The organism is Herbaspirillum rhizosphaerae (assembly GCF_046025915.1).
Classification (GTDB): Bacteria; Pseudomonadota; Gammaproteobacteria; order Burkholderiales; family Burkholderiaceae_D; genus Herbaspirillum; species Herbaspirillum rhizosphaerae_A.
In genome coordinates this window covers 124,995-145,569 of the sequence record NZ_JAQQFR010000001.1, presented here as the reverse complement: position 1 = coordinate 145,569, position 20,575 = coordinate 124,995, and the positions used below count along the sequence as shown (strand labels likewise).

At 57.0% G+C, this 20,575-nt stretch carries 19 protein-coding genes and 3 tRNA genes; 16 read left to right on the top strand and 6 right to left on the bottom strand.

Annotated features, from left to right (window positions below):
* Positions 1-17: 17 nt before the first annotated feature.
* The 4 genes from PQR63_RS00730 to PQR63_RS00715 form a co-directional block, all read right to left on the bottom strand.
* Positions 18-362: a DUF1840 domain-containing protein gene (locus PQR63_RS00730; protein ID WP_408164758.1), complete on the bottom strand. Its 345-nt coding sequence runs from the start codon at positions 360-362 to the stop codon at positions 18-20.
* Between the two features lie 120 nt (positions 363-482).
* Positions 483-998 carry a hypothetical protein gene (locus tag PQR63_RS00725; RefSeq protein ID WP_408164756.1) on the bottom strand — a complete coding sequence of 172 codons (516 nt, stop codon included), beginning with the start codon at positions 996-998 and terminating at the stop codon, positions 483-485.
* An 8-nt stretch (positions 999-1,006) separates the two neighbouring features.
* Positions 1,007-1,978 (bottom strand): DMT family transporter, encoded by a 972-nt coding sequence (locus tag PQR63_RS00720; protein ID WP_408164754.1) that lies wholly within the window; start codon positions 1,976-1,978, stop codon positions 1,007-1,009.
* Between the two features lie 107 nt (positions 1,979-2,085).
* The gene (locus PQR63_RS00715) at positions 2,086-2,511 is read right to left on the bottom strand and encodes a hypothetical protein (RefSeq protein WP_408164752.1); all 426 of its coding nucleotides are present in this window, start codon (positions 2,509-2,511) and stop codon (positions 2,086-2,088) included.
* A 149-nt stretch (positions 2,512-2,660) separates the two neighbouring features.
* Between PQR63_RS00715 and PQR63_RS00710 the strand changes: the two genes are divergently transcribed.
* Entirely contained in the window at positions 2,661-4,697 is a 2,037-nt protein-coding gene (locus tag PQR63_RS00710) for an OPT family oligopeptide transporter (protein WP_408164751.1), read from the top strand.
* A 61-nt stretch (positions 4,698-4,758) separates the two neighbouring features.
* On the opposite strand, the gene PQR63_RS00705 is transcribed toward PQR63_RS00710, so the two are convergent.
* Positions 4,759-6,282 (bottom strand): YifB family Mg chelatase-like AAA ATPase, encoded by a 1,524-nt coding sequence (locus PQR63_RS00705; protein ID WP_408164749.1) that lies wholly within the window; start codon positions 6,280-6,282, stop codon positions 4,759-4,761.
* Positions 6,283-6,361: 79 nt separating this feature from the next.
* Entirely contained in the window at positions 6,362-6,604 is a 243-nt protein-coding gene (locus PQR63_RS00700; RefSeq protein WP_408164748.1) for an accessory factor UbiK family protein, read from the bottom strand.
* A gap of 622 nt (positions 6,605-7,226) precedes the next feature.
* Between PQR63_RS00700 and PQR63_RS00695 the strand changes: the two genes are divergently transcribed.
* The 15 genes from PQR63_RS00695 to tuf all read left to right on the top strand — a co-directional run bounded on the left by PQR63_RS00695 (position 7,227) and on the right by tuf (position 20,463).
* Entirely contained in the window at positions 7,227-8,012 is a 786-nt protein-coding gene (locus PQR63_RS00695; protein ID WP_408164746.1) for a TorF family putative porin, read from the top strand.
* A gap of 11 nt (positions 8,013-8,023) precedes the next feature.
* The gene (locus PQR63_RS00690) at positions 8,024-8,362 is read left to right on the top strand and encodes a P-II family nitrogen regulator (RefSeq protein WP_007884397.1); all 339 of its coding nucleotides are present in this window, start codon (positions 8,024-8,026) and stop codon (positions 8,360-8,362) included.
* Between the two features lie 12 nt (positions 8,363-8,374).
* Positions 8,375-9,925 carry an ammonium transporter gene (gene amt / locus PQR63_RS00685; protein ID WP_408164744.1) on the top strand — a complete coding sequence of 517 codons (1,551 nt, stop codon included), beginning with the start codon at positions 8,375-8,377 and terminating at the stop codon, positions 9,923-9,925.
* 270 nt (positions 9,926-10,195) lie between these two features.
* Entirely contained in the window at positions 10,196-11,491 is a 1,296-nt protein-coding gene (gene gshA, locus PQR63_RS00680; RefSeq protein ID WP_408164742.1) for a glutamate--cysteine ligase, read from the top strand.
* A gap of 34 nt (positions 11,492-11,525) precedes the next feature.
* Positions 11,526-12,473: a glutathione synthase gene (gene gshB, locus PQR63_RS00675; protein WP_408164740.1), complete on the top strand. Its 948-nt coding sequence runs from the start codon at positions 11,526-11,528 to the stop codon at positions 12,471-12,473.
* A gap of 61 nt (positions 12,474-12,534) precedes the next feature.
* Positions 12,535-12,942: a PTS sugar transporter subunit IIA gene (locus PQR63_RS00670; protein ID WP_050478379.1), complete on the top strand. Its 408-nt coding sequence runs from the start codon at positions 12,535-12,537 to the stop codon at positions 12,940-12,942.
* A 92-nt stretch (positions 12,943-13,034) separates the two neighbouring features.
* Complete coding sequence (locus tag PQR63_RS00665; protein WP_050478380.1) at positions 13,035-13,304, top strand: HPr family phosphocarrier protein; 270 nt, start codon at positions 13,035-13,037, stop codon at positions 13,302-13,304.
* Positions 13,305-13,512: 208 nt separating this feature from the next.
* The gene (gene ptsP, locus PQR63_RS00660) at positions 13,513-15,306 is read left to right on the top strand and encodes a phosphoenolpyruvate--protein phosphotransferase (protein WP_408164737.1); all 1,794 of its coding nucleotides are present in this window, start codon (positions 13,513-13,515) and stop codon (positions 15,304-15,306) included.
* A 270-nt stretch (positions 15,307-15,576) separates the two neighbouring features.
* Positions 15,577-16,716: a homoserine O-succinyltransferase MetX gene (gene metX, locus PQR63_RS00655; protein WP_408164735.1), complete on the top strand. Its 1,140-nt coding sequence runs from the start codon at positions 15,577-15,579 to the stop codon at positions 16,714-16,716.
* On the top strand, positions 16,713-17,315 hold the full coding sequence (gene metW / locus PQR63_RS00650; RefSeq protein ID WP_408164734.1) for a methionine biosynthesis protein MetW: 603 nt from the start codon (positions 16,713-16,715) through the stop codon (positions 17,313-17,315). Before metX ends, metW begins: the two co-directional genes overlap by 4 nt.
* A gap of 151 nt (positions 17,316-17,466) precedes the next feature.
* Complete coding sequence (locus tag PQR63_RS00645) at positions 17,467-18,735, top strand: AmpG family muropeptide MFS transporter (protein WP_408164732.1); 1,269 nt, start codon at positions 17,467-17,469, stop codon at positions 18,733-18,735.
* 87 nt (positions 18,736-18,822) lie between these two features.
* Positions 18,823-18,908, top strand: a tRNA-Tyr gene (locus tag PQR63_RS00640).
* Positions 18,909-18,970: 62 nt separating this feature from the next.
* A tRNA-Gly gene (locus tag PQR63_RS00635) sits at positions 18,971-19,044 on the top strand.
* 48 nt (positions 19,045-19,092) lie between these two features.
* Positions 19,093-19,167, top strand: a tRNA-Thr gene (locus PQR63_RS00630).
* 99 nt (positions 19,168-19,266) lie between these two features.
* On the top strand, positions 19,267-20,463 hold the full coding sequence (gene tuf, locus PQR63_RS00625; RefSeq protein WP_116436317.1) for an elongation factor Tu: 1,197 nt from the start codon (positions 19,267-19,269) through the stop codon (positions 20,461-20,463).
* The last annotated feature ends 112 nt before the right edge of the window (positions 20,464-20,575 follow it).

Genomic DNA, 20,575 nt, shown 5'->3' with positions numbered 1-20,575 from the left:
TCCTTGGCTTTTAAACTTCAAACGCCCCAGAGGATGTCGTAATTTCCCTTCTTTGCTTCACGCAGCATGTCCAGCAGCGGATAAGCGCGCGCCGAAAATGTCACCGGCTCGATCTTTTCGTGACCGTGGTCGTCGCCGTTGGCATTGTGATGCGCGTGCACATCGCGTTCCAGCGCTTCGGCGGCTTCATGCGATTTGCTGGAGTCGATTTGCTTTTCCAGCAAGGCGATCGCGTCGGCGCTCTCGGCAGCGGTGATCACACCGCGGGAGATGTCTTTGTGCAGCAGATCGAGGATGGGCTTGGCATGCGATTCATACATGACAACATCGGCAGCAGCTTTTGATTTGAACGTAACCAGCATATTTCCTCAGGGTATTGATGTTAATCAGAGCGTTTCCATTCGGACAACGCTAAATGCAACTATTCGGCGTACAGCAGTCCGATAGCATACCTCGGCATCGCTGCGCTTGTCATCCCCGCTTCAGACAGGCTTGAAGGAGGTGAAAAAAGTTTCGATGTTTTCTGGCGTCACGGCTTTTTCCTCGCCCACGATGAGTACCTGATAGATCCGCTTGTCTTTCGCGATCAGCCGCGCCATCAGCACCATGGGGCGGCCGCGTGCGACACCGGTCGCGACGACATCCAGCACCTGTGCGCCTTCAGTTTTGCCGGGAATGGGCGTGGCGCGCACAGTGCCGCCTATATTATTGATCAGGGCAGTGCGCATCGACGCCAGCCCCTGGGGCGCTTGCGCAGCGTCGGCCAGCTCAGCCGCACCGACGGCGAAAGTGACGTCGTCGATCTCGGCAGCGGTCATGGTCATGGCCACCGGTATGCCATTCAGGTCGATCTGACGCGAGAACGAGGCTGGTTTGGCAGGCAGCAAAACGGTGAACTGAATCCTGTCGCCATGCGCTTCACGCCAGTTGTATTTGGGAGAGCAGGCGGCCAGCAGGGCAAGCGTGCAGCTCAGGACGATAAGATGAAATGAACGCATGGGCGAGCTCACAGAGGAGGTGACACCGGCGCTTGCCGGGAAAAGGTGCGCACGCCGAAAACCACGCCCACGCACAGGAAGGCGACGCCGGCCAAGATCTTCATGTCCGGCGCCATGCCGCGCAACAAAAAGGCGTATAGCAGCGCGGCCAGGGTTTCGAACACGATCAGTTGGGCCACCAATGCGGTCGGCAGCAGCTGGCTGGCCTTGTTCCAGAGCAGCGTCCCGATCCACGAGGCGGACAAACCGATCAGCAGCATCATTAGAATATAGACAGTCGGGCGTGGCCCCAGCGGGAAGTCGTAGCTGTTGCCGGCGACATGGCTATAGATCCCATAAAGGATGAAGCCCACCAGCGCCATCGGTAGAGTAGCGAGACCTTGCGCCGTTGCCCAGGTTATCGAATTGATGCGGGGATGGGCGCGCAGATAGCGTGAATTGACGATCGGATACCAGGTCCAGGCCGCCACGGCACAGAGGGCGACGAGACATCCCAGCATGTAGTCCGAGGTGGAGCGCGTGTTATCCACATTGCTCCTGAGATGCTCAAGCTCGCTGCTGTTGACCAGCATCAGACCCATGCACAAAATTACCAGCGACGGCGCAAGACGGCTCCAGGCAACCGATTCCGATACATGTCCCGGCCGCCAGTTGGCACAGACGGAAATCACGATGGGCAAGGTGCCGATCAGCATCGTAGGCAACGGCGCATCGGCCAGCTGGATGGCGGTGGCGAGCATGGCGTAGTACAGCAGATTGCCGACCAGCGACAGCTTGAAGGCGACTTTCCAGTCTTCGCGACTCAGCGAAGCAATCCGCTTGCGGTCGAAGAAGGCGGGCACCAGCGCGATCAGACCGAAAGCGACATAGCGTCCCAGCGACAACACCACGCCGGGATAATCCGCCAGCAGCAACGGCGTGACAAACACCAGGCCCCACATCAGGCCCGCGCACAGGGCGCAAAGAATACCAATGAACATAGAAAACAATCGGATTTAAAAAAACGCCGGCCTCGACATTACCTACAAAGCCGAAGCAGCAATTCATCACACATAAAGCATGAAATCTGGAGCGTCAGTATCGCCGCTTAACGGCATTCGCGCTGGAATTGATCTTCGAGTCGTGCGCGCCGGCTATAGCGAATCTGGCCCAGTGTGCTGTTGGACGAATCGACCTGTATGCCGGGGATGGACGAGGGCGGAGGGACAAAACCCCCATCGCGCCGTCGCTCCTGCGGGTAAGTATTGTGATGAGTTTCTGGTTCGCCGTGTTGTGCACGGTCGATATCGGCGCGCAACTGGCGGCAGCGCGGACTGAGCTCCGGCTCTTTGACGGTTGCAGCTTTGGCGTCTCTGGCTGCATTTTCATCGAGGCTTTTTTGCACATCCGGCGGCAAAAGATTCATGGCTTTGCCGATATCGCGATCGCTGGCAATATTTTCGGCACCGAAAGCGAGTGCGCTGGTCAAAGCCAGCAACAGGGAAGCGGCGGCGATGCGGACGTGCTTGTTCATGGGGGCACAATTAGGCTGGAAGGCTCTCATGATAGCAAACGGGGCTGGTTCGGAAGCGGGTATGAAACAGACAACTATCTCGACCAAGCAGATGGAAACCATCCGGAACCAATAAGCGGCAAGCAGCGAACAACGAAGGAGACACTCCCATGCCCCATTCCACGCAACACAATCTGACCGAATTGACCGAGTTGACCGTGCGCGGCGTCATCCTCGGCGCTCTCATCACGGTGCTTTTCACCGCTTCCAACGTCTATCTGGGCCTGAAGGTCGGACTCACCTTTTCGTCCGCGATCCCGGCTGCCGTGATATCGATGGCGGTGCTGCGTCTGTTCGGCTCCTCCAGCATCCTTGAAAACAATATGGTGCAGACGCAGGCTTCTGCGGCAGGTACTTTGTCCGCCGTCATCTTCATTTTGCCGGGACTGGTGATGGTCGGGCACTGGCAAGGATTCCCTTATTGGCAGACGTTCGGCATCTGCGCCGCCGGCGGCATGCTGGGCGTGCTGTTCACCATCCCGTTGCGGCGCGTCATGGTGGTCAACAGCGACTTGCCCTATCCGGAAGGGCTGGCTGCGGCAGAAATTCTGCGCGTGGGTAACGCCAAGGATGCCGCAGGCAATGACAGCAACAGCGATGACGTGCGTAAAGGTCTCAACGATATCTGGGCCGGGAGCGTCATATCGGCGGCAGTAGCGCTGCTGACCAGCGGCTTTCGCGTCTTGTCGGAGGGGCTTAACGTCTGGCTTGCTGCAGGTACCGCGGTGTTCCGCCTACCGCTTGGCTTTTCACTGGCCTTGCTGGGCGCCGGCTATCTGATCGGCATCGTTGCCGGTGTTGCGGTGCTGATCGGCGTCATCATCTGTTGGGTATTCGCGGTACCCATCCTCACCGTATTAACGCCGACACCCGAGGGCACTGCCATCGCAACGTACGCCACCGGCATATGGAGCAAGCAGGTGCGCTTCATGGGCGCCGGTACCATCGGCGTGGCCTCCATCTGGACGCTCATTACCCTGTTCAAGCCGATGCTGGCAGGTGTGCGCGAGTCGCTTGCCGACCGCAAGCACGCAGCAGCGGGCGGGACGCGCGCGATGACTGATCGAGACTTGCCGGCACGCGCCATCGTGCTGATCGGTGTTGGCGTGATGGCAGTGTTGACGCTGATCTTCGCGTTGTTTCTGTTGGACGCTCAATTGTCTTTGCCCTTGCTGTGTGGGCTGGTGGCCATGAGCCTGTTGTTTTCTTGCGTATTCGGTTTTCTGGTGGCTGCAGCTTGCGGGTATATGGCCGGTCTGGTTGGCTCGTCCAGCAGTCCTATCTCCGGCGTCGGGATCATCGCGATGATTCTTGTGTCACTGCTGTTGCTGGCATCCGGAAGCATCGATCACTTGCTGGCGGCGCCTGGATCGAGCAAGCTGCCGATCGCACTGGCCATTTTTGTGACCTCGGCCATCATCGCGATCGCCGCTATCGCCAACGACAATCTGCAAGATCTGAAAACCGGCTGGCTGGTTGGCGCGACACCTTATCGCCAACAGATTGCTTTGTTGATCGGCTGCGTGGTGGGCGCTGCGGTGATTTCGCCGATCCTCGAACTGCTTTACAACGCTTACGGCTTCGTCGGTGCGCTGCCGCGCCCGGATATGGATGCGTCGCACGCGCTGGCGGCGCCGCAGGCTACGCTGATGACCGCGATCTCCACCGGCATTTTTACCCATGAACTGAACTGGACCATGATCCTGATCGGCGTGGCGATCGGCATTGTCCTGATTGCCATCGACTTCATCCTTGAACGCCGCGGGAGTCGCGCACGCCTGCCTGCGTTAGCGGTCGGCCTTGGTATCTACCTGCCGCCAACAGTCGGCATGGCGCTGGTGGCAGGGGCGCTGGTCGCGTGGGGGCTGCAGTTGCATCTGGCGAAGCGCAAGGCTTCCGGCGACAAGACCGAGCTTGAACGCGTTGAGCGTATCGAACGCCGCGGTGTGCTGGTGACTTCAGGACTCATTGTCGGAGAAAGCATCATGGGCGTGTTGTTGGCGGCGGTTATCGGCGCCAGCGGGCGCGATGAGCCATTGTCATTGGTCGGCTCCGGTTTTGCTCCGTCTGCGCAATGGCTGGCGTTGATCGTATTTGCTGCGGTGATTATTTGGTTCGTACGCAGGCTATTGCAGAAGGCCGCTTAATACGACGAGCCGCCTGCAAGTTTGCGGCCGGCCGGTGATTGTTTATTCGCGGCTATCTGGACTATTGTTCGCGCAAGGCGCGGCGGTATTGGATTGCTTCGGCGATGTGGGCCTTGCCGATGACGGGATCTTGCGCGAGATCGGCAATGGTACGCGCGACTTTCAGCACGCGATGATAGGCGCGTGCCGACCAGTTCAGCCGTGTCATGGCGGCTTTCAACAAATCCTCGCCAGCGCTGTCGGGTTTGCAGTGCAGGTCGATTTCACTTGTCGACAAAAGGTGGTTGCTCTTTTGCTGACGCTGCTGCTGTAAATCGAAGCTGCGCGCCACCCGTCCGGCGATGCTTGCCGATGTTTCGCCGTTGGCTTGCTGCAGCAGTTCGTCATGCGCGAGTGCGCCCACCTGAATTTGCATGTCGATGCGATCGAGCAAAGGGCCGGAGATTTTTCCCTGATACCGGCCGATTTGATCGGGCGTGCAGCGGCATTGTTTCTCCCGATGGCCAAAGAAACCGCATGGACACGGGTTCATGGCGGCAATCAACTGAAATCGCGCAGGAAAGTCAGCCTGTCGTGCCGCACGCGAGATGGTGATCCGGCCGGATTCCATCGGCTCGCGCAATACTTCCAGCACTTTGCGATCAAATTCAGGTAGTTCATCCAGAAACAAAACTCCGCGATGCGCCAGCGAGATTTCGCCCGGGCGGGGTGTTCCGCCGCCGCCGACCAGCGCCACGCCGGAAGCAGTATGGTGCGGCGACCTGTAGGGACGCGCTTTCCATCGTGTGGTGGAGAACCCGCCGGTGACTGATTGAACCGCCGCAGATTCCAGCGCTTCGTCGTCGGTCATGGGCGGCAAGATGCCGGGAAAGCGCGCCGCCAGCATGGATTTCCCTGTTCCTGGAGGACCTACCAAGAGGACGCTGTGGCCACCGGCTGCAGCAACTTCCAACGCACGTTTAGCTTGCAGCTGACCTTTGACGTCGGAAAAATCCAGATACGCTGGCGCAGCAGGCTGCACGGACGGGCGATGGCGGCTCAATCTCGCGTCCGGGTCGAAGCCGGCGAAATGTGCACACACCTGCAACAGAGAGTCAGCGGGGAAGATGGTCGCGTTGCTGACCAATGCTGCTTCGTCGGCATTCTCGCGCGGCAAGATGAAGGTGCGCGCGTAACCATCGCTGTGATTTGATTTGTGCATGGCGTAGGTCATTGCCAGTGCGCCTCGAATCGGCCTCAGGTCGCCGGAGAGTGACAGTTCTCCGGCGAATTCGTAGCCATCCAGCGCATCGCCCGGCATCTGGCCCGATGCGGCAAGAATGCCGAGTGCAATCGGCAGGTCGAAGCGGCCGGATTCTTTCGGCAGATCAGCCGGCGCCAGGTTGACAGTGATTCTTTTTGCGGGGAATTCGAAGCGCGCGTTCTGCAAGGCAGCGCGCACGCGATCTTTGGATTCCTTGACCTCGGTCTCAGGGAGGCCAACGATGGTGAAGGAGGGCAGGCCGTTGGCAAGGTGGACTTCCACCGTGACTTGCGGCGCATCCATGCCCGCAAGCGCACGGCTCTTTAATACAGCAAGACTCATCTACGGTTTGATAGCTTCGCAGCTATCAAGAAATTGAAAACTGAAGATTGGGGACGGACGCAATGTGACCGGCCGAATCTCAGGAGGTCTTGTGACGGGCTTCGAGCTCGACAACGCGTGCTTCCAGTTCTTCCAGCTTGGCGCGGGTTTTGGCCAGCACTTGCGCCTGGATGTCGAATTCTTCGCGGGTTACCAGATCGAGTTTGGAGAAACCCTGACTCAGCATGGCCTTGACGTTCTTTTCGATGTCCTTGGCGGGAGAGTTTTCGATGGCCTTATTGATTTTGGATTGCAGATCTTCGAAAAATTGTGGTTTGTCCATGATGGTCCTTTTTATCTGTGAGGTTTCGGTAATGACGATCTGGCAAGTGTAGCGCTTTCGCCATGCCGAAGGAATGTGAGGGGCAAAGAAACCGGGCGCGCATCTCTTCCTTTGTTCTGTTGCGACCAAAAACGTTCAGTAGTTTAGTTGCTATTTTGCAAATAAATCCGCATCCTTAAGTTTTGACGAGACTGATGAAGTGGTCACGATATCGTCCGAGCTGTCGCCAACATTCATAAGGGCGTTCTGCCGAATATTTTTTGCTCTATTTAATAGCGTTGAATGACTGCGAAAATAATGTTTTAAAGAAACAGTAGATTCCGCTCAGTGATGAAATTTGGCCGTATGCTGGCAAAGAATTTCGTTTGCACCATTAAAGACGTGTTATTTCCGTTGGGAAAATGTTGAATTGAAATTGTTGCGCCCTATTGTTGTGCGTGGCCATGCGTGGATCAGATTTATGCACTATATTTGGGAAAAAAAGAAAAAATGCCTAATTGGAATGTTGATTTGCGCTAAAAAAAGTAACGCAAACCCGTCAAAAAGGGGTGGCATGGCTCCTGCTATACAAATTGTGCAGAAATGAATAATTTGTTGTTTAACAGAAACCTAGAGGGACGCCATGAAAAAATTGATTCTTGCAGCAGCAGTCGCAGCATCGTTTGTATCCAGCTTCGCGCATGCAGAGGACGCACCGAAGCCAGATAATGAATTCACCTTCAACGCGGCTGTCGTCAGCGATTATCGCTACCGCGGTCTGACACAAACACGCTTCGATCCGGCTTTGCAAGTTGGTGCTGACTACACCAATAACCCAACAGGTTTGTACCTGGGTACATGGGCTACCAACATCAAGTGGATCAAGGACGCGGGTACGATCGCGGGCCAAAGCACCAAGGGCAATATCGAGTGGGATATCTACGGCGGCAAGCGCGGCGATATCGGCGGTGGTTTTACTTATGACGTCGGCGGTCTGTACTACTACTATCCAGGCAACACATTGGCAAACAGCGGCGTCAAGAATGCCAATACCTTCGAACTCTATGGTCAAGTCGGCTATGGTCCTGGTTACTTCAAGTACTCGCAATCGCTGACCAATCTGTTCGGCGCAGTCAACAGCAAATACAGCCAGTACTATGATCTGGGTGCCAACATCGACAGCTACTTCGGCACCGTGGTCGGCCTGCATCTCGGTCACCAAAGCGTACACGGCGCGACCGCCCAGTTCAGCTACAACGACTGGAAAATCGGCGTGAGCAAGACATTTGAAGATCTGGCCGGCATCACTCTGGGTGTGGCATACGTCGGTACTGATCTGAAAGACGGCGTCAGCACAACTCCAGCGTCGAATGGCACCAAAAATGTTGGTCGTAACGGCGTCGTTTTCTCCCTTAGCAAAACTTTCTAATTGAGGTCGGTATGAAACTGATTACAGCGATCATCAAACCATTCAAGCTCGACGAGGTGCGCGAAGCCTTGTCGGCGATCGGTGTGCAAGGCATCACCGTGACTGAAGTCAAAGGCTTCGGCCGTCAAAAAGGCCACACCGAGCTGTATCGCGGTGCGGAATATGTCGTGGACTTCCTGCCGAAGACCAAGATCGAAGCCGCAGTCGACGATTCGATCGTCGAGCGCGCGCTGGAAGCCATCGAGGCTGCAGCACGTACAGGCAAAATCGGCGACGGCAAGATTTTTGTACAAGATCTGCTGGACGTTATCCGCATCCGTACCGGTGAAACCGGCAAAGACGCTCTCTAAGGGGGAACAGTAATGAGTATCAAAAAAATGTTTTCAAGTGCGCTGGCAATCGGCACTTTGTTGTTGGCGGTAGGTTTTGCCGCTCCGGCGCAGGCGCAAGATGCGCCTAAGCCTGAAGCCGCTGCTGCAGCGCCGGCCGCAGAAGCTCCTAAGGCTGATGCACCGAAAGCAGCTGAAGCAGCACCTGCTGCGGCTCCAGCCGCCGCCACAGCAGCAGCTCCGGCTGCTCCGGCAGCCGCTGCTCCAGGCCCTGTTCCTAACAAGGGCGACACGGCATGGATGCTGATTTGTACAGCGTTCGTGATTCTGATGACACTGCCAGGCCTGGGCCTGTTCTACGGCGGCCTGGTCCGCAGCAAGAACATGTTGTCCGTGCTGATGCAATGTTTCGTGATCTTCTCGTTGATCTATATCCTGTGGTTCGTCTACGGCTATAGCATCGCGTTCACAGAAGGCGGCGCATTCTTCGGTGGCTTCGATCGTCTGTTCCTGCACGGTCTGACCGGCGACTCGAATACAGCAACCTTCAGCAAGGGCGTCGTGATTCCTGAGCTGTCGTTCGTGGCCTTCCAGGGCGCGTTCGCTGCGATCACCGTCGCGCTGATCATCGGTTCGTTCGCTGAGCGTGTGAAGTTCTCCGCCGTGATCGTGTTCTCGATCATCTGGTTCACGTTCTCGTACCTGCCAATGGCCCACATGGTCTGGTTCTGGCCAGGTCCGGATGCATTCACCGACGCTGCCGCTGCTGAAAAAGCAACTGCAATCTCCGGCTGGTTGTTCCAAAAGGGCGCGCTGGACTTTGCGGGTGGTACCGTGGTTCACATCAACGCTGCGGTTGCTGGTCTGGTTGGTTCCTACGTCATCGGCAAGCGTGTCGGTTTCGGCAAGGAAGCGTTCAAGCCGCATAGCCTGACTCTGACTATGGTCGGTGCCTCGCTGCTGTGGTTCGGCTGGTTCGGTTTCAACGCCGGCTCCGGTCTGGAAGCCAACGGCGGTGCAGCTCTGTCCTTCGTCAACACCATCCTGGCAACAGCGGCTGCTGTCTTGTCGTGGAGCTTCGGTGAATGGATCGGCAAGGGCAAGCCTTCGATGCTGGGTGCGGCTTCGGGTGCGGTTGCCGGTCTGGTGGCAATTACTCCTGCAGCCGGCTTCGTCGGTGTCTGCGGCGCGGTTGTCATGGGCCTGATCGCTGGTCTGCTGTGCTTGTGGGGTGTTACCGGCCTGAAGAAGATCCTGGGCTCGGACGATGCACTGGACGTCTTCGGCGTGCACGGCGTGGGCGGTATCCTGGGTGCGATCCTGACTGGCGTGTTCGCTGCGCCTAGCCTGGGCGGCACAGGTATCTATGACTACGTTGCCAACGCAGTTGCTCCTGACTACTCCATCGGCGGTCAAGTGTGGATTCAGTTCCAAGGCGTGCTGACTACCGTGATCCTGTCGGGTGTGGTCTCCTTCATCGCCTTCAAGCTGGTCGACATCGTGATCGGTCTGCGTGTGACGGAAGAAGAAGAACGCGAAGGTCTGGACATCTCCAGCCACGGCGAATCGGCTTACCACTCGTAATTTGTCTCCCGGGAGCCCTTGTGGCTCCCTTCAGAAGCGCCCGCGACCTTCGGTTCGGGCGCTTTTTTTATGGGGGCTTTAAAAAAACGACAACGCCACCACGTAAATGACCTCTCCACCAGATATTGCCGGACGGCTGACGACGTAATAGCAAGAATCCCGCTAAAATGGCCGGTTCCTGTCGGTTTTGTTATCGATTGTTATTGATTGTTATTGATTCTCCGACCGCTATTCGTCTCCATCGCCCCAGTACGCGCAGAAGGTCTTTTTATGGTTCCGCATCTTGTCACCGCCCTCAATGGTCCGCTTCTGGACCTCGAAAAGAAAATCCTGGGCGCCACCCCCGCGATCGAGCGCTGGTTCCGTATGGAATGGCAAGAGCACACGCCGCCGTTCTATTGTTCGGTCGACTTGCGCAACGCCGGCTTCAAGCTGGCGCCGGTAGACACCAACCTGTTCCCGGGCGGCTTTAATAATCTGTCGCCGGAAATGCTGCCGCTGGCCGTGCAGGCCGCCATGGCCGCCATTGAAAAATATTGCCCGGATGCCAAGAACTTGCTGCTGATTCCTGAGAATCACACACGCAACAGTTTCTACCTGCAAAACGTCGCGCGGTTGATGCAGATCTTCCGCCAGACCGGCCTCAATGTGCGCCTCGGTACGCTGGAAGACATCAAGAAGCCGAAGCAGATCGACTTGCCGGACGGCACCAGTATCACGCTGGAGCCGTTGGAGCGTTCCAAGAACGGCCGTCGCCTCGGGTTGAAGAATTTTGACCCCTGTACCGTGCTGTTGAACAACGACCTGTCGATCGGCATTCCGTCAGTGCTGGAAAACCTCGACGAGCAAAACGTCTTGCCGCCGTTGCATGCCGGCTGGGCTGTGCGCCGCAAGAGCAACCACTTTGCCGCCTACGACGAAGTGGTCAAGAAATTCTCCAAGCTGGTCGATGTCGATCCGTGGATGCTGAACCCCCTGTTCGCCAAATGCGGCGAGCTCAATCTGCAGGAAGACGCCGGCTCCGACTGCTTGGCCGACAACGTCAGCAGCCTGTTGTCGAAGATCCGCAAGAAGTACAAGGAATACGGCATCAAGGAGCAGCCGTTCGTGATCGTCAAGGCCAACGCCGGCACCTACGGCATGGGCATCATGACCGTCAAGGACGCCAGCGAAGTCAAGGACTTCAATCGCAAGCAGCGCAGCAAGATGGTGGTCGGCAAGGAAGGCCTGGAAGTCAGCGAACTGATCATCCAGGAAGGCGTGCATTCGTTTGAACGCATCAATGAAGCCGTCGCCGAGCCGGTGGTGTACATGATCGACCGTTACGTGGTCGGCGGTTTCTACCGCGTGCATGCGGATCGCGACGTCAACGAAAACCTGAATGCGCCGGGCGCGCATTTCGTGCCCTTGGCCTTCCAGCAACAGCACGCGTTGCCGGATCTGCAAGCCAAACCGGGCACGGCGGCGCCGAACCGTTTCTATATGTATGGCGTGGTGGCGCGCCTGGCGCTGCTGGCCGCTTCGCTGGAAATGGAAAAGACTGATCCGAATCCGGAAGTCTATTAATCCTTATTTGCCTGACATTTTTGACGGACATTTCATGAAAATCGCATTCCTGGCCGACCCGCTCGACACCTTCAAGACCTACAAGGACTCGACCTTCGCGATGATGCGCGAGGCTGCTAAACGCGGTCACGCCATCTATGCCTTCGAACAGACCGACGTCGTGCTCGAAAGCGGGCTGGTGACCGCGAATGTCGCCAAGATCACGCTCACCGGCGACGCCGATGACTGGTACCGCGCCGATGCACCGGTCTCGACCTTCCTGTCCGAGTTCGACGCCATCGTGATCCGCAAGGATCCGCCGTTCGACATGGAATACATCTACACCACGTACTTGCTGGAGCTGGCCGAAAAGCAAGGCGCGCGCGTCTTCAACAAGCCCGAAGCGATTCGCAGCCACAACGAAAAGTTGGCGATTGCACAATTTCCGCAATACACCGCGCCGACGCTGGTCACGCGCGACGCCAAGCGCCTGCGCGCGTTCCACGCCGAACACAAGGACGTGATCCTGAAGCCGCTCGACGGCATGGGCGGCATGGGCATCTTCCGCATCGGCCAGGACGGCATGAATCTCGGTTCGGTCATCGAAACCCTGACCGACAACGGCAACCGCACGATCATGGCGCAACGTTTCATCCCGGAAATTTCCAAGGGTGACAAGCGCATTCTGCTGATTGGCGGTAAAGTGGTGCCGCACGTTTTGGCGCGGATTCCGCAAGGCGGCGAAGTGCGCGGCAATCTGGCGGCCGGCGGTCTCGGCGTTGCGCAGCCTATTTCGCCGCGCGAATTGGAAATCGCCGAAGCACTGGCGCCGATTTTGGCGCAGCGGGGGTTGTTGCTGGTAGGATTGGACGCTATTGGCAATTATTTAACAGAAATCAATGTCACCAGTCCGACTTGTTTTCAGGAAATCACGCAGCAAAGCGGCTTCGATGTTGCCGCCATGTTCGTCGATGCGCTGGAAACCGCAGTCGCAGGCAGCTGAAGCAATCAACCCGGCGCCCGTTCTGGCAACGTACCAACGTACATATAGCAAGTAGAAATTCATGGTCGGTATCCTTCTTCTCACGCATGCCCCGCTGGGTCAGGCTTTCATCGCGGCGGCAACGCACGTATTTCGTGGTTTGCCAGAGCGCATCGAAGCCATTGACGTCATCGCCGATCAGAACCCGGCAGAAGTACAAAAGCTCGCAGCGGAAGCCGTGCGTCGTCTCGACGACGGCAGCGGCGTGCTGGTGATCACCGACGTCATGGGCGGTACGCCTTCCAACTGCACCGGTTATCTGTGCGCCATCGACAACGTCGAAGTCATTGCCGGCATCAGCCTGCCAATGTTGCTGCGCGCGTTGACGTATCGCAACGATACACTTGACGTCGTCATGGAAATGGCGCTCGCCGGCGGTCAGAGCGGGGCCGTACGCGTGGACAATCGCGTTCGTGTTTCCTCCCAATAAGAAGGCTGGCAATATAGCGCTATATCGCTATGGCGATATAAGTGTGCTGGCGGTGTTTGACCCCAATAGACAAGAACAAAGAAAGAACTCCCATGATTCAAAAAGAACTTGAGATCATCAACAAGCTCGGTCTGCACGCACGCGCCTCAGCCAAGCTCACGCAACTGGCTTCCAAATACAAGTGCGAAGTCTGGATGACCTTCAACAAGCGCCGCGTCAACGCCAAATCCATCATGGGCGTGATGATGCTGGCGGCAGGCAAGGGCAGCAAGGTTTTGCTGGAAACCGAAGGCGACGACGAGCAGGATTGCTTTACTGCACTGGAAGCGCTGATCAACGATCGTTTCGGCGAAGGTCAGTAAGGCATTGCAGGGGACGACGGCCATCTTGGGCCGTCATTCATCCTCATTAGTCGTCGCAAATCAGTCGTAAATATCGAATTTTTCCTGTTTGTTTCCCACTTGTTTTTCCGCATGATTGCCAAACATGGCGTTGTCCGGTAAGGTTTTGAGAGCTACCGCGATCATGATTTACATCAAGGCATAACAAATAACGCAGGAGACAAACGCGATGGCATCTTTTACCTTACACGGTATCCCAGTTTCAAAAGGCATCGCGATCGGCCGCGCGCATCTGCTTGCCCCCGCCGCTCTCGACGTCAAGCATTACCTCATTCCCGACGATCAGGTCGAGGCGGAAGTCTTACGCCTTAAAAACGCCATCGCCACCGTCCATCAGGAGTTGCAGACCATCCGCAGCGAACTGCCGAAAGAAGCGCCGCCTGAATTGGGCGCCTTCATCGACGTGCATGCGCTGATCCTGTCCGACCCGATGCTGGCGGAAGTGCCGCTCAATATCATCCGGCATCGCTACTACAACGCCGAATGGGCGCTGGTAACGCAAATCGATGGGCTATCGGCGCAGTTCGACGAGATCGAAGATCCTTACCTGCGCGAACGCAAGGCCGACATTCAGCAAGTCGGCGATCGCGTGCTTAAAGTACTTACCGGCAGCGCAATCAACCTGCCGCCGGCCGAAGGCGGCGATGGTGCCACCGCCAGCATCATCGTCGTGGCGCACGATATTTCGCCTGCCGACATGCTGCAGTTCCGCGACGGTGCTTTCGGTGGCTTTGTTACCGACTTGGGCGGCCAGAACTCGCACACGGCCATTGTTGCCCGCAGTCTTGATATTCCGGCCGCCGTCGGCATGAACAACGCCTCGGCGCTGGTCAAGCAGGACGACGTCCTCATCATCGACGGCGACGCCGGCGTGACCATCGTTAATCCGTCGCCGTTGGTGCTGGCGCAATACCGTGCGCGCCAGGAGCGCATGCTGCGCGACCGCAAGAAGCTCGGCCGCCTCAAGAAGACGCCTGCCATCACGCAGGACGGTACCGAAATTACCCTGCTGGCCAACATCGAGTTGCCTACGGATAGCGCGCCTGCGCTGGAAGCAGGCGCCAATGGTGTCGGTTTGTTCCGCTCCGAATTCTTGTTCATGGGGCGAGCCGGTCATCTGGAAAAATTTCCTACGGAAGACGAACAGTTCGATTCGTATTGCCAGACGGTAGTGTCGATGAAAGGGCGCCCCGTCACGATCCGCACGCTCGACGTCGGCGCCGACAAACCGCTGGACGAAGATGAACAAACTGCGTTGAATCCTGCTCTGGGTTTGCGTGCGATTCGCTATTGCCTGAGCGAGCCGCAGATGTTCTTGACGCAGTTGCGGGCGATCTTGCGCGCTTCCGCTTTTGGCCCGATCAAGCTGCTGATCCCGATGATGGCGCATGCTTTCGAGGTGGATCAGACGCTGGCCCTGATCGAGCAAGCGAAGGAGCAGTTGCGTCAGCGCAAGCAAAAATTCGACGAAGACATCGAGGTCGGCGCCATGATCGAAATCCCGGCTGCTGCGCTGGCCTTGCCGATTTTCATCAAGCGCCTCGACTTCCTGTCCATCGGCACCAACGATCTGATTCAGTACACACTGGCGATCGACCGCGTCGATCATGAAGTGGCGCATCTCTACGATCCGCTGCATCCGGCGGTGCTGTTCCTCCTGTCGAGCGTGATTGCGATGGGGCGCAAGGCGGGTATTCCTGTCGCCGTCTGCGGTGAAATGGCGGGTGACGTGAAATGGACGCGTTTGTTGCTGGGGATGGGCTTGCTGGAATTCTCCATGCATCCGTCGCAACTGCTGTCGGTCAAGCAGGAAATCCTCAACAGCGATCTGACCTTGCTGGAACCGCAGGTCAAGAAGGTGTTGAAAGCCACTGAGCCGTCCGTGATCGAAGCCGCCATGGCGCAATTGCGCACGCTCAACGCTGAACCGGAGATCAAGGCGACGGCCGCACGCCGTCGCTGAGTTGCTGTAATGGCATGCCGTCAATCGTGGTTTGACGGCATGCCTCGACTTGGTTATTCTTACACCACTGCGCCGATTTGAATGGTTTATCCAAACCTCAGCTTGCGGGCGCCGGAACCCAGGTTCCATCTAAATACGGCTAAAGCGAGCTTGGAGCAGTAACAGACAAGCCCATTATTTAGCCCGCGAGCGCAAGCTTCCGGGCTTTTTTGTTTTTAATCCATAGTTTTGTCTGTGGATGGTTTAACTGTGAGATTACAAAGAGAGCCCATGTCGATCGGAATCGTATCGCCGCAAATCATGCATTTTCCCGAGCCCTTGCCGCTCAAGAACGGGACGTCGCTTGCCGACTACATGCTGATGTATGAAACCTACGGCACGCTCAATGCCGACAAGTCCAATGCCGTGTTGGTGTGCCATGCGCTCAACGCTTCGCATCATGTGGCAGGCGTCTACGCCGACGATCCGGACAATGTGGGCTGGTGGGACAACATGGTCGGGCCGGGCAAGTCGCTCGATACGGACAAGTTTTTCGTCATTGGCGTCAACAACCTCGGCTCCTGTTTTGGTTCGACCGGCCCGATGCACACCAATCCGGCAACCGGCAAGCCTTACGGTGCGAGTTTTCCGGTGGTGACGGTGGAGGACTGGGTCAATGCGCAGGCGCGCCTGGCCGATCAACTGGGTATCGCGCAGTTTGCCGCGGTCATGGGTGGGTCGCTCGGCGGCATGCAGGCGGTGGCCTGGAGCATGATGTTTCCCGATCGTTTGCGCCACTGTATCGTCATCGCCTCCACACCAAAATTGTCGGCCCAGAATATCGCCTTCAATGACGTTGCGCGTCAGGCGATCCTGACCGATCCCGACTATCACGGCGGCGACTTTTACGCGCATGGCGTGGTACCGAAAAACGGCCTGCGTGTAGCGCGCATGGTAGGGCACATCACATATTTATCCGACGATGACATGGCCGAAAAATTCGGCCGTGATTTGCGCTCGGGTGAATATCAATTCGGTTTCGGCATCGACTTTGAGATCGAATCCTACTTGCGCTATCAGGGTGACAAATTCTCGACCTACTTCGACGCGAATACCTACCTGCTGATCACCAAGGCGCTCGATTATTTTGATCCCGCCAAGGATTTCGGCGGCGATCTGGCGAAGGCGTTTGCCAACACCAAGGCGCAGTTTTTGCTGGCGTCATTCAAGACCGACTGGCGTTTTTCACCAGAGCGCAGCCGCGAAATGGTACAGGCACTGGTGAGCAACAAGCGCCGCGTGACCTATGCAGAAATCGATGCCCCGCATGGCCATGATGCCTTCTTGCTCGAGGATGAGCGCTACATGAAATTGCTGCGCGAATACTATCAACGCGTGTGGGCTGAAATCGCCTTGGAGGAGTGCGCATGAATTTCCCTGAACTGAGCGTATTGCGCCCCGACCTTGCCTTCATCGCTCACTGGATCCGCGCGGGCTCGCAAGTACTGGACGTCGGTTGCGGCGATGGTGTGATGCTCGACTATCTGCAGACCGACAAGGCTTGCAGCGGTTATGGCATCGAGATCGATGACGCGCGCATCCCCGAATGTGTTGCGCGCAACGTTTCCGTGATCCAGCAGGATCTGGAAGGCGGTCTGGCGATGTTCGAGGACAATGCCTTTGATACCGTGCTATGTCTGTCGGCGCTGCAGATGGTCAAGGACGTCGAAGGCATTTTGCGAGAAATCGCCCGTGTCGGGCGCGAGGCGACTGTGTCCTTCCCCAACTTTGCTTATTGGACTCACCGTGTGGCATTGCTGCGCGGACGCATGCCAGTGTCGAAGTCGCTGCCTTACGAGTGGTACGACACACCTAACTTGCGTTGCGCCACCATCAAGGACTTTGAACAGCTGGCCAATGAAGTCGGCCTGGAGGTGCTCGAATGCGTGGCGCTGCATGACGGCAAGCCGGTCACGTTTTTGCCCAACTGGCGCGGCAGCCTTGCGGTCTTTCGTCTGAAAAAGAAGTAGCCGGCTCTGGTGGACGCGCCGGAAAAACAGACCGGCGCCGACAAATTCCTTATACTCCGCAAACGCCTCCGCTCATGTATGTCTACGCATCATGAGCGGAGCGCCGGCGTCTTGCCGTGCGCACCATCCAATTGCCCCTCATTGCTTCTTTATGACCTCATCCCCGATTTCCTGGCATAGCTATCTCAATCGTCGCATGCTGATTTGCGTGTTTCTGGGCTTTTCTTCGGGGCTGCCGCTGTTCATCCTGTTGAGTCTGTTGCAGGCGTGGCTGGCGAAATCGGGGTTGAACGTCAAGGCGCTCGGTCTGTTCGCGCTGGTGATGTTTCCCTATACCTGGAAATTTCTCTGGTCACCGCTGATGGACCGCTTTCACTTCGGCAAGATGGGACGTCGCCGCGGGTGGATGTTCTTCACGCAGATCGCGCTGTTTTTCGGCATTGGCGGCATGGGGATGCTCAATCCGCACACGCAGGTCGGCACCATCGCCTTCATGGCATCGGTAGTGGCATTTCTTTCCGCCAGCCAGGATATCGTCATCGACGCCTTTCGCCGCGAAATCCTCCCGGAAGAAGAGCTTGGCCTGGGCAGCGCCATCCACGTCAACGCCTACAAGCTGTCCGGCATGGTGCCCGGCGCTTTGTCGCTGGTGCTGGCGGATCTGATGGCCTGGCAAAGCGTGTTCTGGATTACTGCGGCGTTCATGCTGCCTGGCTTGATCTGTACCTTGCTGGTGAAAGAGCCCAAGGTCTACGGTTCGCCGCCAAAAAGCCTGCGCGAGGCCGTGGTCATGCCTTTTCAGGAATTCGTGACGCGCGACGGCTGGAGTTCGGCGCTGTGGGTGCTGGGATTCATCTTTCTGTACAAGCTTGGTGACAGCATGGCGACCGCGCTGGCAACCAAGTTTTACATCGATCTCGGCTTTTCGATGACGCAGATCGGCGTTGTCTCCAAGACCACCAGCCTTTGGGCCAGTGTGGTGGGCGGGATTGTCGGCGGCGTCTGGATGATCCGACTGGGCATCAACAAGGCCCTGTGGGTATTCGGGGTGATCCAGGCTGTCGCCATTCTGGGTTTCGCCTGGTTGGCGCAGGCCGGGGCCGATACGCTGGTGCTGGCCTTGGTGATCGGCTTTGAAGCATTTGGCGTTGGTTTGGGCACGGCGGCATTCGTTGCCTACATCATGCGCGAAACCGATCCGCGCTATACGGCAACGCAGTTTGCGTTGTTTACGAGCCTGGCCGCAGTGCCTCGGACTTTCGTCAATTCTTCGGTCGGCTATATCGTGGCCGATATGGGCTGGTTCAACTTTTTTATCCTTTGCTTCATCCTGGCGTTGCCGGGAATGGCGATGCTGGTTAGAATTGCGCCCTGGAATCAGGTCGGGCGTCGCGCCAATGACGTGATTTCAGGAAACTAAGGGCGTCAAAGAAAAAATAATGCATCTCTTCTCGCATTTTAGTTGACAAGGGATAAGTGTTCGCCTATAGTTTTGAGTTCCCTGCGCGGAGAGGTGGCCGAGTGGTTAATGGCAGCAGACTGTAAATCTGCCCTCTTACGAGTACGCTGGTTCGAATCCAGCCCTCTCCACCATTTTGGGATCAGTTTGCATTTGTTGCGGCTGTGAAGTGATAGGTAGTTCGATGTAGTTCCTCGCGGGTGTAGCTCAATGGTAGAGCTGAAGCCTTCCAAGCTTATGACGAGGGTTCGATTCCCTTCACCCGCTCCAAGTTTTGTCCGGTTGCGTCGTTTGGTTGTTGGCGCAATTGGCAGGTAAGCCCTTGTAGCTCAGTGGTAGAGCACTCCCTTGGTAAGGGAGAGGCCACGTGTTCAATCCACGTCAAGGGCACCAGTTGTATTGCAGTTGTTGTTACAGCAATTAGCGCTTCAAAGTCAGCAAGTCGATCGGGCGCGTTGCCTGAACATTCTCATCAATCGTTAGGAGTCTAAGATGGCAAAAGGCAAATTCGAGCGGACCAAGCCGCACGTGAACGTTGGTACGATTGGTCACGTTGACCACGGCAAGACCACGCTGACAGCAGCAATCGCAACTGTGTTGTCGAAGAAATTCGGCGGCGAAGCGAAGGCCTACGATCAAATTGATGCGGCGCCAGAAGAAAAGGCACGCGGCATCACCATCAACACAGCCCACGTCGAATACGAAACAGCCAACCGTCACTACGCCCACGTTGACTGCCCAGGCCACGCCGACTATGTGAAGAACATGATTACCGGTGCTGCGCAGATGGACGGCGCGATCCTGGTTTGCTCCGCAGCAGACGGCCCAATGCCACAAACACGCGAACACATCCTGCTGTCGCGTCAAGTTGGCGTTCCTTACATCATCGTGTTCCTGAACAAGGCTGACATGGTGGATGATGAAGAGCTGCTGGAACTGGTCGAAATGGAAGTGCGCGAGCTGTTGACCAAGTACGAATTCCCAGGCGACGACCTGCCAATCATCAAGGGTTCGGCGAAGCTGGCTCTGGAAGGTGACACTGGCCCATTGGGCGAGCAAGCCATCATGGCACTGGCCGAAGCACTGGACACTTACATCCCGACACCGGAACGTGCTGTTGACGGCGCCTTCCTGCTGCCAGTGGAAGATGTGTTCTCGATCTCCGGCCGCGGTACCGTTGTGACCGGTCGTGTTGAGCGCGGTATCGTCAAGGTTGGCGAAGCCCTGCAAATCGTTGGTATCCGTGACACACAAGACACCGTTTGTACTGGCGTTGAAATGTTCCGCAAGCTGCTGGACCAAGGTCAGGCAGGCGACAACGTTGGCGTGCTGCTGCGCGGCACCAAGCGTGAAGACGTGGAGCGCGGTCAAGTGTTGGCGAAGCCAAACTCGATCAAGCCACACAAGCACTTCACAGGCGAGATCTATGTGTTGTCGAAAGACGAAGGCGGTCGCCACACACCATTCTTCAACAACTATCGTCCACAGTTCTACTTCCGTACAACGGACGTGACTGGTTCGATCGAGTTGCCGAAGGACAAGGAAATGGTTATGCCAGGCGACAACGTGTCGATCACAGTGATGCTGATCAACCCGATCGCGATGGAAGAAGGTCTGCGTTTCGCGATCCGCGAAGGTGGCCGTACTGTCGGTGCAGGTGTTGTTGCCAAGATCCTGCCTGACGCGTAATAAAAAGAGTAGCAATCGCCGCGATTCGGGAAGCTCCCGTCTCGCGGCGTTGATGTCTGAGCGGCAAGCATTAAGTTGGCTGGCCAGGTTCTTCAGGCAAGTGTTTTAAACG